Raw genomic sequence first — 13,028 nt, forward strand, 5'->3', positions numbered from 1 at the left:
CTCACATGCGTTCGAAGGAGCGGCGCAGCTCCCAGTCGGTGACCGCGGCGTCGAAGGCGTCAGTCTCGACGCGCGCCATGTTGCGGTAGTGCGCGACGACCTCCTCGCCGAAGGCCGCCTTCGCGATCGCGCTGGTCTCCCACAGTTCGGCGGCCTCGCGCAGGGTGGTGGGGACGTGCTCGTAGTCGGCCGCGTAGGCGTTCCCGGCGCAGGGTTCGGGCAGTTCCAGCTTCTGTTCGACGCCGTACAGGCCGGCGGCGACCATGCCGGCCACGGCGAGGTACGGGTTGACGTCGCCGCCGGGCAGCCGGTTCTCGAAGCGCAGGGAGCGGCCGTGGCCGACCACGCGCAGGGCGCAGGTGCGGTTGTCGCGGCCCCAGGCGACGGCCGTCGGGGCGAAGGAGCCTGGCTGGAAGCGCTTGTAGGAGTTGATGTGCGGGGCGTAGAGCAGGGAGAACTCGCGGAGCGCGGCGAGCTGTCCGGCCAGGAAGTGGCGCATCACCGCGGACATGGAGTCCGGTTCCCCGGCGGAGCCCGGCATGGCGCTGTCGCCCGCGGCGTCGGCGAGGGAGAGGTGGATGTGGCAGGAGTTGCCCTCGCGTTCGTCGTACTTGGCCATGAAGGTGAGGGAGACGCCCTCCTGGGCGGCGATCTCCTTGGCCCCGGTCTTGTAGACGGCGTGCTGGTCGCAGGTGACCAGGGCCTCGTCGTAGCGGAAGGCGATCTCGTGCTGGCCGGGGTTGCACTCGCCCTTGGCGGACTCGACGGTGAGCCCGGCGGCGGCCATCTCGTTGCGGATGCGGCGCAGCAGGGGCTCGACGCGGCCGGTGCCGAGCACCGAGTAGTCGACGTTGTACTGGTTGGCGGGGGTCAGTCCGCGGTAGCCGGCGTCCCAGGCCTGTTCGTAGGTGTTCCTGAAGACGATGAACTCCAGCTCGGTGCCGACCTGGGCGGTGAGGCCGAGGGCGGCGAGGCGGTCCAGCTGGCGGCGCAGTATCTGCCGGGGAGCGGCGACGACCGGGGAGCCGTCGGCCCAGGCGAGGTCGGCGACGACCAGGGCGGTGCCCTCGTTCCAGGGCACCCGGCGCAGGGTGTCGAGGTCGGGGAACATCGCGAAGTCGCCGTAGCCGGTCTCCCAGGAGGACATGGCGTAGCCGTCGACGGTGTTCATCTCGGCGTCGACGGCGAGCAGGTAGTTGCAGCCCTCGGTGCCGTGCCGGAGCACCTCGTCGAGGAAGAAGCGCGCGGCGAAGCGCTTGCCCTGGAGCCGTCCCTGCATGTCGGGGAAGGCCAGGACGACGGTGTCGATCCCACCGGCGGCGACGAGGGTGCGCAGCTCCTCGACGGCGAGCGGGGGTGTGCGGTCTGCCACGGAGGGCCTCCTCGGGCTTCTGCGGTCGAGCCGGGAGCCATAAGGTATTGCTGGGGACCATTGCTTGGGAAGGGGGCACGGCGAGATGCCGGACGATGCGGTCGGCGCGGTCGGGGACCGGTTGGCGCCGGTGCTGCGGCAGGTCCGCGCGGGCAACGGCTTCGAGGAGGCGCTGGAGCAGATCCTCCAGGTGGTGCGGCTGGGCCTGGTGCCAGGCGGGGAGCGGCTGCCGGCCGAGCGGGAGCTGGCGGAGCGGCTGGGCATCAGCCGGGTGACGCTGCGCGAGGTGCTGAAGGTGCTCCAGGACCAGGGGCTGGTGGAGTCGCGGCGCGGCCGGTACGGCGGCACGTTCGTGCTGCCCCGTCCCACGGACACGGGCGAGGAGGAGCTGCGCCGGCGGATCGCCGGGGTGGACATCGAGGACGTGCTGCGCTTCCGGGAGGTGCTGGAGGTGGGCGCGGCGGGCCTGTGCGCGGCGCACGGGCTGACGGACCGGCAGGCGGAGCGGCTGCGCGGGGCGCTGACCGGCACGCGGGAGGCGCCGCTGGCCGGTTACCGGCGCCTCGACACGCTGTTCCACCTCACGCTGGCGGAGCTGTGCGGCTCGCCGACGCTGACCGCGCAGTACGCGGCCGTGCGGGCCACGGTGAACGACCTGCTGGACTGCATCCCGCTGCTGGTGCGCAACCTGGAGCACTCCCAGCGGCAGCACGTGGCGCTGGTCGAGGCGGTGCTGGAGGCGGACGCGGACGCGGCGCGGGAGGTGATGCGCGAGCACTGCGCGGGGACGGCGGCGCTGCTGCGCGGGTTCCTGGCGTGAGGGCGCCGCCCTCGCGTGGGGGGGGTTCACCCCGGCTTGACGCAAGGGGGTTGCGCTGCCGGTGGTCACGCCGCGAAGGTATGGGCCCACAAAGGTATGACTGTGCTCCATTGCCTGCCTTCCTCGCCCTCGCCCCTGGGGAGCCGCCCCGTGAGCCTTCCGTCCTCGTCCCGTGAGACCGCCGGTGAGGCGGACGACTACCTCGAACGCAGGAAGCTGCGGCGCGGCAGCGCCGGCTGGCTGCTGCTGACCGGCCTCGGCGTCGCCTACGTCGTCTCCGGCGACTACTCGGGCTGGAACTTCGGCCTGGCGGAGGGCGGTTTCGGCGGCCTGGCGATCGCCATGGTGCTGATGGGCGCCATGTACACCTGCATGGTCTTCGCCCTCGCCGAGCTGTCCTCGGTCCTGCCCACGGCGGGCGGCGGCTACGGCTTCGCCCGCCGGGCGCTCGGCCCGTGGGGCGGGTTCCTCACCGGGACCGCGATCCTCATCGAGTACGTCCTCGCCCCCGCCGCGATCTCCATCTTCATCGGCGACTACGTCGAGTCGCTGGGCCTGTTCGGCCTGGAGTCCGGCTGGCCGGTGTACCTGGCGTGCTTCGTCGTCTTCATCGGCATCCACCTGTGGGGCGTGGGCGAGGCACTGCGGTTCAGCTTCGTCGTCACGGGCATCGCGGTGGCGGCGCTGGTGGTCTTCGCGCTGGCCGCGCTGCCCGAGTTCGACGCCGCGTCCCTCGACGACATCCCGGTTGACTCCTCGGCGTTCGGGGCGAGTTCGTGGCTGCCGATGGGGCTGCTGGGCATCTGGGCGGCGTTCCCGTTCGGCATGTGGTTCTTCCTGGGCGTGGAGGGCGTGCCGCTCGCCGCCGAGGAGACCCGGGAGCCGGCCCGTACGCTGCCGAAGGCGATCCGCTGGTCGATGGGCATCCTGGTGGTGCTGGCCGTGGTGACCTTCGTCGCGGCGGCCGGGGCGCGGGGCTCGGCCGCCGTCCAGGACGCGGGCAATCCGCTGGTGGAGGCGCTCCAGCCGGACGGCGAGGCGACGGTGCTGAGCCGGATCGTGAACTACGCGGGCCTCGCGGGGCTGGTCGCGTCGTTCTTCTCGCTGATCTACGCCGGTTCGCGCCAGCTGTTCGCGCTGTCCCGGGCGGGCTATCTGCCGAGGTTCCTCTCCCTCACCAGCCGTCGGCGGGCGCCGTACCTCGGTCTGCTCGTCCCGGGTGCGATCGGCTTCGCGCTGGCCGCCGGGACGGGCAACGGGGCCCGCATGCTGAACATCGCCGTCTTCGGCGCGACGATCTCGTACGCGCTGATGTCGCTGTCCCACATCGTGCTGCGCCGCCGGGAGCCGGAGCTGCCGCGGCCCTACCGGACGCCGGGCGGTGTGCTGACCTCGTCGGTGGCCCTGGTGCTGGCGTGCGCGGCGCTGGTGGCGACGTTCCTGGTGGATGTGACGGCCGCGTTCATCGCGCTGGCGGTGTACTGCGTGGCGCTGGCGTACTTCGGCCTGTACAGCCGCAGGCACCTGGTGGCGAAGGCACCGGAGGAGGAGTTCGCGGCGCTGGCGGCCGCCGAGGCAGAGTTGTCCCGGGAACGGATCGAGGAAAGGTGACCCGCATGGCGGCCGGACCACTCATCGGCATCAGCACGTACGCGGAGTCCGGTGTGCGCTGGGGGGTGTGGCGGCTCGACGCCGTGCTGCTGCCGGCCGGCTACCCGCGGCTGGTGCAGCGGGCGGGCGGACTGGCCGTGATGCTCCCGCCGGACGCGCCGGAGCGGGCGGCGGACACCGTGGCGCGGCTCGACGGCCTGGTCGTCGCGGGCGGCCCGGACGTGGAGACCGTGCGCTACGGCGCCGAGCCCGACCCGCGCACCGGGCCGCCCGCCCGGGTGCGGGACGCGTGGGAGCTGGCCCTGATCGGCGCCGCGCTGGAGCGGGGCATCCCGCTGCTGGGCATCTGCCGGGGCATGCAACTGCTGAACGTCGCCCTCGGCGGGACGCTCGTCCAGCACGTCGAGGGCCATGCGGAGGTCCCGGGCGCCTTCGGCAGCCATCCGGTCAAGCCGGTCCCGGGCACGCGCTACGCCGCCGCCGTCCCGGAGCGGGCCGACGTACCGGCCTTCCACCACCAGGCGGTCGACCGCCTGGGCAGGGGTCTGATCCCCTCCGCCTACGCGGAGGACGGCACGGTCGAGGCCGTCGAACTGCCCACCGGGCCCTGGACCGTGGGCGTCCAATGGCACCCCGAGATGGCCGAGGACCTCCGCGTCGTGCGCGCCCTGGTCACCGCGGCGAGGCGGTGAGGCGGGCCGCGCCTCACCCCCGCGTCAGCGACAGCAGGTCCCGGGCCGGTCCGGCGGGCAGGTGCCCCGCCCGCCACACCGCGCGCAGGTCGCGGGCCAGCGCCGCCCCGTCCACGGGGATGCGCACCAGCCGCCGCATCGCCAGCTCCTCCCCCACCGCCAGTTCGCTCAGCACCGCGGGCCCCGCCCCGGCCACCACCGCCGCCTTCACCGCGGTCGTCGAGGACACCTCGATCAACGGCCGGGCCAGTCCGCCCAGTGCCGCGTCCAGCACCTGCCGTGTCCCCGACCCCTCCTCCCGCAGGATCAGAGGGGTCGCCGCCAGTTCCTCCGCCGCCAGCGGCCGCCGCCGGCGCGCCCAGGCGTGGGACGGCGCGGTGACCACGATCAGCCGGTCGTGCGCGATCACCGCCGAGTCCAGCCCCGCGGGCACCGTCAGCCCTTCCACGAACCCGACGTCCGCCTCCCCGGACACCAGCCGCTCGGCGACCGCGGCCGAGTTCCCGGCGAGCAGGGACACCGCCGTGTCCGGGCGCTCCGCGCGCAGCGCGAGCAGCCATCCCGGCAGCAGGTACTCGGCGATCGTCATGCTCGCCGCCACCCGCAGCCGTGAGTCCCGGCGATCCCGCAGCGCCTGCGCGCCCGCGTCGAACGCCTCCGCCGCCTCGACGATCCGCCGGGCCCAGTCGGTGACCAGCGCGCCCGCGCCGGTCAGCCGTGACCCCCGGGGCGAGCGGTCGACCAGGGCCACCCCGAGCTGCCGTTCCATCGACCGGACCCGGCTGCTCGCCGCGGGCTGGGTGATGCCCAGCTCCCGCGCGGCGCCGCCCAGGCTTCCCAGCCGGGCCACCGCCAGCAGCAGTTCGAGCCCTCCGAGGTCCGGTACCCGGTGGGCCAGGGACCCTGCGGTCCTGTGTCGGTCGTCGGTGTCGTCGTGCGTGCCGCTCATAAGACCAGCTTATGGGGTGCGCGCCGCCTGCAGAGCCTGGGCCAGCACGGCCGGCGCCTCGGCCAGCGACGGCCCGTACCAGGTGAGGTGCCGGCCGCCGACCAGCGCGCAGGGCAGTCCGGGGAAGGCCTCGGGACCGTCGTCGGCGGTGAAGCGGTACGGCTCGTCGGGGAGCACGACGAGGTCCGGCCGTGCGGCGCGCAGTTCGTCGAGCGGGATGCGCGGATAGCGCTCGGGGTGGCCGGCGTGGAGGTGACGGACGCCCAGCCGGGCGAGCAGGTCGCCGGCGAAGGTGTCCCGGCCCAGCACCATCCAGGGGCGCCGCCAGACCGGCACGACGGCCGTCAGGGGCGCGCGGGGCGGGGGCACGGCGTCCCAGGCGGTCTCGGCCTCGTCCAGCCACCGGGGCCGTGCCGTCACCCCGCAGGCGGTGAGCACCCGGTCCAGCTCGCCGAAGGCCCCCGGCAGCGTCCGCACCTCCGTCACCAGCACATGGAGGCCGGCCGCCCGCAGGGCCGCGAGGTCCGGCTCGCGGTTCTCCTCCTCGTTGGCGATCACCAGGTCGGGTGCGAGGGCGGCGATCCGCGCCACCTCCGGGTTCTTCGTGCCCCCGATACGCACCACGTCCAGTCCGGCGGGGTGCGTGCACCAGTCGGTGGCGCCGACCAGGGCGCCGGGGGCGGAGCACGCCACCGCCTCGGTGAGCGAGGGGACCAGGGAGACGACCCGGGGACGGTTCACCGCTGCGGCTTGTCCCGCAGCGCCTCGATGTCCTCGGCGACCGCGACGACCAGCAGCCGGGTCTCCGCGACGGTGGCCCGCCAGCGGTGCCGGACGCCCCCGGTCAGGTACAGGGTGTCGCCACGGCCGAGACGGTAGGCACGGCCCTCCGCCTCGATCTCCACGGCGCCGTCGGCCACGTACATCAACTGGTCGTTGCGGTACTGCAGTTCACGGCCCGCGTCATGGTCGCCGGTGAACTCCGAGGCGTGCATCTGATGGTGACCGCGGACCAGGGAGCGCGCCCGGGGCTCCACCCACGGCACGGCGCCCTCGGCGCGGACGACGTCCACGCTGCAGGCCGGGTCGGCGGCGGCGAGCAGTTCCACCGCGGTGGTGCGCAGGGCGTCGGCGACCTTCTCCAGGGAGCTCTGGCTGGGACGGGCCCGCTCGTTCTCGATCTGGCTCAGGAACGGCACCGACAGGCCGCTGCGCTCGGCCACGACGGCGAGGGTGAGCTCCAGCGTGCGGCGGCGGCGCCGTACGGCCGCGCCCACCCGCAAAGGCTGTTCCTTGTGGTCGCCCATCGCTCCGGCTCCCTCCTCGCCGATCGTCCCGCACCCCGCGCGCCACCGTCGCGGCGCACTCCTGCTGTGGAGTTGTCTGCACCCTACGCATGTTCGGCGAAGCGTTTCAGGCGCCTGCCGCGTCGCCGTCCCGCGCGGCCGGCGCCGACCTCACAGTTCGCGCCAGCCGCCCGGCCGGCCCCTCGGTTCTCCGTGTCCACGAAAAGGGGGTGTTCACGCCATTGTCACCCGCGCCCGGCGGAAGGTCACCAGGAGGACCCGGAAGGTTCGGGCAGGGCATCACGCTCCGCGGTTGGCCGAATTCCTACCGTGTCGGCGCAGGGTGCGGACACGCCCCGGGGGCGGGCCGGACCGCGCCGTCGGGCGCGGGTCCGGGCCCGCCCCCGGGGCGGCCGGCACGGCGGGCGGCCACGGGAGCGCGCTCCCGTGGTGCGCTCGCCTACCGCGGGGTCATCCGCCCCACGATGTCCGGGTGCTCCTCGAGCCAGGCGGCGACGGCTTCCTCCTCCTTGCCCTGGCCGCGGTCCTTGATCTCCTTCTCCAGGGTGCCGAGCTCGTCCTCGCTCATCGTGAAGCCCTTGATCCACTTCGTGAGCCGCGGGTACTGCTCGGGGAACTTCTTGCTCGCGATGGTGTGGATGGTGTTGCTCTCGCCCCAGGCGCGCTTCGGGTCCTGCAGCTTGGTGAGCTCGTACTCGCTGTACGACCAGTGCGGCGACCAGAGGGTGACCGCGACCGGCTCCTTCTTGGCGTAGGCCCGCTTCAGCTCGGCCAGCATCGCCGGCGAGGAGCCGTCGACGACCTCGTACTCCTCGTCCAGGCCGTAGGCGGGCAGGACCTTGTTCTTGAGGAGGTCCATCTGGCCGGTGCCCGGTTCGATGCCGACGATCCGCCCGTCGAACAGGTCCGCCTTGCCCTTCAGGTCCGCCAGGGACTTGACGTCCTTGACGTAGGAGGGGACGGAGATCTCCAGGGAGACCGGTTCGTACCAGGTGCCGAGGTCGGTGAGCCTGTCCTTGTTCGGCTCGTAGAAGTTCTTCTGCGAGTGCGGGAGCCAGGCGTCGAAGTTGAGGTCGAGGTCCCCGGAGGCGAGACCGGTGTAGACCGGGCCGACCTCCATCTGCTTGAGGTTCAGCTTGTAGCCGCGCCGTTCCAGGACGTTCTTCCACAGGTAGGTGATGGCGACGTCCTCCTCCCAGGGGAACCACGCCACGTCCAGCGTCCGCTCCGCCTCGGCGGGGGTGTCGCCGGAACCGGAGCCGACCGGGGCCAGCTCGTCCACGACGCCCGGGTTCTCCCCGAGCCAGGCGCGGACGGCGTCCTGCTGCCGGCCCTTGCCGGCCTTGTTGATCTCGGCCTCCAGGCCGGTGAGTTGCTCCTCGGTCATCGAGAAGTCCTTCAGCCACTGGCCGACGACCGGGTTCTCGCCGGCGAAGCCCTTGCGGGACACCAGGTGCACGGCGTCGCCCTCGCCCCAGGAGCCCTTGGGGTCCTTCAGCTTCTTCAGGTCGTAGTCGCTGTACGCCCAGTGCGGGGACCAGAGCGTGACGACGACCGGTTCCTTCTTGCTGTAGGCGCGCTTGAGCTCGGCCAGCATCGCCGGGGTGGAGCTGTCGACGACCTTGTACTCCTTGTCCAGGCCGTAGGCGCCCAGGACCTTGCTCTTCAGCAGGCCCATCATGCCGGCGCTGGACTCGATGCCGGTGATCTTCCCGCCGAAGACGGAGGCCTTGCCCTTCAGGTCCTCCAGCGAGTCGACGTCCTCCATGTACGCCGGGACGGTCAGCTCCAGCGTCGTCTCCTCGTACCAGGTGCCGAGGTCCTCGAGCTGCTTGCCGTACTTCTTCCAGTACTCGGCGTGCGTGGTGGGCAGCCAGGCGTCGGTCTGGAAGTCGACGTCGCCCTGGGCGAGCGCGGTGTAGAGCGGCCCGGCGTCGAGCTGCTTGGCCTCGACCTCGAAACCGCGCCGCTCGAGGATCTCCTTCCACAGGAAGGTGGAGGCGACGCCCTCGTCCCACGGGATGTAGCCGATGCTGATCTTCTTGCCGCCGCCGACGTTCTCGTCGTCGGCGGTGGTGTCCGCGGAGCCGGCGCCGCCGAACAGACCCATGCCGCCGGCGACCAGGGCGAGGACGACGATGCCGATCACGGCGACCTGCGGGCGGGGCCGGTAGGACCAGATCCTCAGTCCCTGTGCGGCGCGCGCCTTGGCGGCGGCGCGCCGGCCGAGCGGGGAGACGTGGGTGCCCAGGGCGCTGGTCATGCGGTCCAGGTAGATCGCCAGGATGACGATGGCGAGACCGGACTCGGCGCCGAGGCCGATGTTCAGCTGCCCGATGGCCTCGATGACGGCGCCGCCGAGGCCGCCGGTGCCGACCATGCCGGCGATCGCCGCCATGGACAGGCCGAGCATGATGACCTGGTTGACGCCCGCCATCACCGTGGGCAGGGCCAGCGGGAGCTGGACGCGCATCAGGGTGTTGCGGGGCGTGGTGCCGAACGCCTCGGCGGCCTCGACCAGTTCCTTGTCGACCTGGCGGATGCCCAGCTCGGTCATGCGCACGCCCGGGGCGAGCGCGAAGATCAGCGTGGCGACGATGCCCGGGGCGGGGCCGGTCCCGAAGAACAGGATCGCCGGGATGAGGTAGATCATCGCCGGCAGGGTCTGCATGAAGTCGAGGATCGGCCGGACGAAGGCGCTGACCCGGTCGGAGCGGGCCGCCCAGATGCCCACCGGCACCGAGACGACCAGGGCGATGACGGTGGCGACGACGACCAGTGCCAGCGTCACCATCGAGTCCTCCCACAACTCCATGGAGTCGAGGAAGGCGAAGCCCACGAAGGTGAGGAGACCGGCGAAGGTGCCGCGCAGCCAGAAGGCGATCACCGCGAAGATCCCGCAGAGGATCAGCGGTTCGGGCGCCTGGAGGACGGCGTTGACCCCGTCGTAGGCGCCGGTGAAGACGGCCTTGAAGAAGTCGAACAGCCAGCTGACGTTGTCGAGCAGCCAGTCGACGGTGGTGTTGACCCAGTCGCCGAGCGGAATCCTAGGCACGGGCCATCACCTTCTCGCCGCCCTTGTCCCGGGGGGTGTCGCAGACTCCGGGATCGGACTCCTCGTCGCCGAGGAAGCCGACGAGGCGCTGCCGGGGCACGACGCCGACGAGGGCGTCGCCCCGGTCGAGCACCGCCACCGGGTGGGGGACGCGCGCGCTGATCGCGCACAGGTCGGTGAACGGTGTGTCGGGCGTGGCGGTCTCGCAGCCGCAGTCGGCCTCGTCGCCGCGTACCTCACGGTCCATCACGGCCCCGGCGGTGAGCACCCGGGAGCGGTCGACGTCCTGGGTGAAGGAGGCGACGTAGTCGTTGGCCGGGCGGATCAGGATGTCCTGCGCGGTGCCGATCTGCACGATGCGGCCGTCGCGCATCACCGCGATCCGGTCGCCCAGGCGCATGGCCTCGTTGAGGTCGTGGGTGATGAAGACGATCGTCTTCTTCAGCTTCTTCTGCAGTTCGATCAGCTGGTCCTGCATGTCGCGGCGGATCAGCGGGTCGAGGGCGCTGAAGGACTCGTCCATCAGCAGCAGGTCGGCGTCGGTGGCGAGGGCGCGGGCCAGGCCCACGCGCTGCTGCATACCGCCCGACAGCTCGTCGGGCCACGACTTCTCCCAGCCGGCCAGGCCACACAGGGCGAGCGCCTCGTCGGCGCGGCGTTCGCGCTCGGCGCGGGGCACGCCCTGCACTTCAAGACCGTAGGCAGCGTTGTCACGGACGCTGCGGTGCGGGAACAACGCGAAGTGCTGGAAGACCATGCTGATCTTCCTGGAGCGGACCTGGCGCAGTTCCCGGTCGGGCAGCGCGGTCAGGTCCTCACCGTCGAAGCGCACGTGTCCGGCGGTGGGCTCCAGCAGACCGTTCAGCATGCGCAGGAGGGTGGACTTGCCCGAGCCGGACAGGCCCATGACGACGAAGATCTCGCCGGGCTCCACCGTGAACGAGGCGTCGATGACGGCCGCGGTGACGCCGTCGGCGCGGAGCTCCTCCCGGTCGGCCTTCTTCTGGCGCAGTCGTTCGACCGCCTGGTCCGGTCGTCTGCCGAACACCTTGAACAGATGCTCGGCCTCAAGCCTGGATGACACGCGTACCTCTTGTCTCGACGGCAAAGGACAGGAGCGATGCCCGGCAGGCGGCTCACGCGGCCCACAACAGTTGAATCTGTAACCGGCATCGCTCCGGGCCCGCGCCTCCCCGCTTCCGCCGGGGGCAAACTCCTTCGTGCGCCGCCTCACAGCCGAGGCGCATGACGCAACCCGTTGCGCAGCACGACGGCGGGCGCTTCCTGCCCGGCGGTGTCGGTGCCGTGCGGCATGATGCGGGACGTGACCGGACGACTGATGCTCCTCGACACCGCCTCCCTGTACTTCCGCGCCTACTTCGGCGTCCCGGATTCCGTCCGGGCTCCGGACGGCTCGCCGGTGAACGCCGTGCGCGGGCTGCTCGACTTCATCGACCGCCTGGTGAAGGACCACCGGCCGGACCACCTGGTGGCCTGCATGGACGCCGACTGGCGCCCGCAGTGGCGGGTGGACCTGATCCCCAGCTACAAGGCCCACCGGGTCGCCGAGGAGCGCGCCCAGGGTCCCGACGAGGAGGAGGTGCCCGACACCCTCTCGCCGCAGGTGCCGGTCATCGAGGACGTGCTCGACGCGGTGGGCATCGCACGGGTGGGGGTCGCCGGGTACGAGGCGGACGACGTGATCGGCACGTTCACGGCCCGGGCCGCCGGGCCGGTCGACATCGTCACCGGCGACCGTGATCTGTACCAGCTCGTGGACGACGCCCGCGGGGTGCGGGTGCTGTATCCGCTCAAGGGCGTCGGCACGCTCCAGCTCACCGACGAGGCGACGCTGCGCGAGAAGTATGGGGTGGACGGCAAGGGGTACGCGGATCTGGCGCTGCTGCGCGGCGATCCGAGCGACGGACTGCCGGGCGTTCCCGGCGTCGGGGAGAAGACGGCGGCGAAGCTGCTGGCCCAGTTCGGCGACCTGGCCGGGATCCTGGCGGCCGTGGACGACCGGCAGGCCGGGCTCACGCCGACGCAGCGGGGGCGCCTGGACGCGGCACGGCCGTACCTCGCGGTCGCTCCCAAGGTCGTCCGGGTGGCGGACGACGTCCCCCTGCCGGACGTCGACACGGCGCTGCCGCGTGCTCCGCGCGACCCGGCCGGGGTGGAGTCGCTGGCCGCCCGGTGGGGGCTGGGAGGCTCGCTGCAGCGGCTGCTGACGACGCTGTCGGCGTGAGGGGTGCGTCCCGCCGGTGCCGCGCTCCGGCCCGCCGGCCGGGTCCGAGGTGCTAACTTAGGTAAACCTAACCGTGAAAGCTGGGAGGCACCTCATGGCAGAGCGACCGGTACGCGCGGCGCGCACCCCGCACACCGCCGAGGTGATCCGCACCGAGCGGCTGACCCCGCACATGCAGCGCGTGGTGCTCGGCGGCGAGGGCCTCGCCGGCCTGGCGGCGGACACCTGCACCGATCACTACGTCAAGCTGCTCTTCCCGCCCGCGGGGGTGACCTACCCGGAGCCCTTCGACCTCGAGCGCATCCGCGAGGAGTTCCCGCGCGACCAGTGGCCGGTGACCCGCACCTACACCGTGCGGCAGTGGGACGCCGAGCACCGGGAGATCACCCTGGACTTCGTCGTCCACGGGGACGCGGGACTGGCCGGGCCCTGGGCGACGGCCGTCCGGCCGGGTGAGCTCGTCCGGTTCCTCGGCCCCGGCGGCGCCTACACCCCGGATCCGGCGGCCGACTGGCACCTCCTCGTCGGTGACGAGAGCGCGCTGCCCGCGATCGCCCGCTCACTGGAGGCGCTGCCCCGCGGTGCCAGGGCCTACGCCTTCGTGGAGGTCTCCGGCCCCGAGGAGGAGCAGAAGATCGACTCCGACGTGGAGGTGCGGTGGCTGCACCGCGGCGGCCGCCCGGTCGGCGAGGCGCTGGTGGCGGCGGTGCGGGGCCTCGACTTCCCCGAGGGCCGGGTGCACGCCTTCGTGCACGGCGAGGCGCACTTCGTGAAGGAGCTGCGCGGGCTGCTGCGGGTGGAGCGCGGCATCGCCCGCGAGGACCTCTCGATCTCCGGGTACTGGCGGCTCGGCCACAACGAGGACGGCTGGCAGGCCTCCAAGCGGGACTGGAACGCGCGCATCGAGGCGGAGCAGGAGAGGACCGCGGCCTCCGCCTGACCCTCCGGCCGGGTGAACCGCGGCACGCCGGCCGGCC

The 13,028-nt window shown here is 72.6% G+C and carries 11 protein-coding genes; 5 read left to right on the forward strand and 6 right to left on the reverse strand.

Annotation, left to right across the window (positions count from 1 at the left end):
- Window position 1 precedes the first annotated feature (1 nt).
- Entirely contained in the window at window positions 2-1,372 is a 1,371-nt protein-coding gene (locus tag IE118_RS25650) for a glutamine synthetase family protein (protein ID WP_189560406.1), read from the reverse strand.
- Window positions 1,373-1,457: 85 nt separating this feature from the next.
- On the opposite strand from IE118_RS25650, the gene IE118_RS25655 reads away from it, so the two are divergent.
- The 3 genes from IE118_RS25655 to IE118_RS25665 all read left to right on the forward strand — a co-directional run bounded on the left by IE118_RS25655 (window position 1,458) and on the right by IE118_RS25665 (window position 4,495).
- Complete coding sequence (locus tag IE118_RS25655; protein WP_189560407.1) at window positions 1,458-2,192, forward strand: FadR/GntR family transcriptional regulator; 735 nt, start codon at window positions 1,458-1,460, stop codon at window positions 2,190-2,192.
- A gap of 96 nt (window positions 2,193-2,288) precedes the next feature.
- Window positions 2,289-3,803 (forward strand): ethanolamine permease, encoded by a 1,515-nt coding sequence (gene eat, locus IE118_RS25660; protein WP_229846937.1) that lies wholly within the window; start codon window positions 2,289-2,291, stop codon window positions 3,801-3,803.
- 5 nt (window positions 3,804-3,808) lie between these two features.
- A complete protein-coding gene (locus tag IE118_RS25665; protein WP_189560409.1) occupies window positions 3,809-4,495 on the forward strand; it encodes a gamma-glutamyl-gamma-aminobutyrate hydrolase family protein in 687 nt (228 codons plus the stop codon).
- 13 nt (window positions 4,496-4,508) lie between these two features.
- Here the strand turns inward: IE118_RS25665 and IE118_RS25670 are convergent, their stop codons facing one another.
- The 5 genes from IE118_RS25670 to IE118_RS25690 all read right to left on the reverse strand — a co-directional run bounded on the left by IE118_RS25670 (window position 4,509) and on the right by IE118_RS25690 (window position 10,890).
- Window positions 4,509-5,444 carry a LysR family transcriptional regulator gene (locus IE118_RS25670; RefSeq protein WP_189560410.1) on the reverse strand — a complete coding sequence of 312 codons (936 nt, stop codon included), beginning with the start codon at window positions 5,442-5,444 and terminating at the stop codon, window positions 4,509-4,511.
- Window positions 5,445-5,453: 9 nt separating this feature from the next.
- Window positions 5,454-6,185 (reverse strand): helical backbone metal receptor, encoded by a 732-nt coding sequence (locus tag IE118_RS25675; RefSeq protein WP_189560411.1) that lies wholly within the window; start codon window positions 6,183-6,185, stop codon window positions 5,454-5,456.
- Entirely contained in the window at window positions 6,182-6,751 is a 570-nt protein-coding gene (locus IE118_RS25680) for a helix-turn-helix domain-containing protein (protein WP_189560412.1), read from the reverse strand. Before IE118_RS25680 ends, IE118_RS25675 begins: the two co-directional genes overlap by 4 nt.
- Window positions 6,752-7,190: 439 nt before the next feature.
- Entirely contained in the window at window positions 7,191-9,806 is a 2,616-nt protein-coding gene (locus tag IE118_RS25685; protein ID WP_189560413.1) for an ABC transporter permease/substrate binding protein, read from the reverse strand.
- Window positions 9,799-10,890 carry a quaternary amine ABC transporter ATP-binding protein gene (locus IE118_RS25690; protein ID WP_189560414.1) on the reverse strand — a complete coding sequence of 364 codons (1,092 nt, stop codon included), beginning with the start codon at window positions 10,888-10,890 and terminating at the stop codon, window positions 9,799-9,801. The genes IE118_RS25685 and IE118_RS25690 overlap by 8 nt, the downstream gene beginning before the upstream one ends.
- A gap of 231 nt (window positions 10,891-11,121) precedes the next feature.
- On the opposite strand from IE118_RS25690, the gene IE118_RS25695 reads away from it, so the two are divergent.
- Entirely contained in the window at window positions 11,122-12,051 is a 930-nt protein-coding gene (locus tag IE118_RS25695) for a 5'-3' exonuclease (protein WP_229846945.1), read from the forward strand.
- A 94-nt stretch (window positions 12,052-12,145) separates the two neighbouring features.
- Window positions 12,146-12,991, forward strand: a complete 846-nt coding sequence (locus tag IE118_RS25700) for a siderophore-interacting protein (RefSeq protein ID WP_189560416.1) — start codon at window positions 12,146-12,148, stop codon at window positions 12,989-12,991.
- The last annotated feature ends 37 nt before the right edge of the window (window positions 12,992-13,028 follow it).

It is taken from the genome of Streptomyces pilosus (genome assembly GCF_014649835.1).
In the GTDB taxonomy this organism is placed as follows: Bacteria; Actinomycetota; Actinomycetes; order Streptomycetales; family Streptomycetaceae; genus Streptomyces; species Streptomyces pilosus.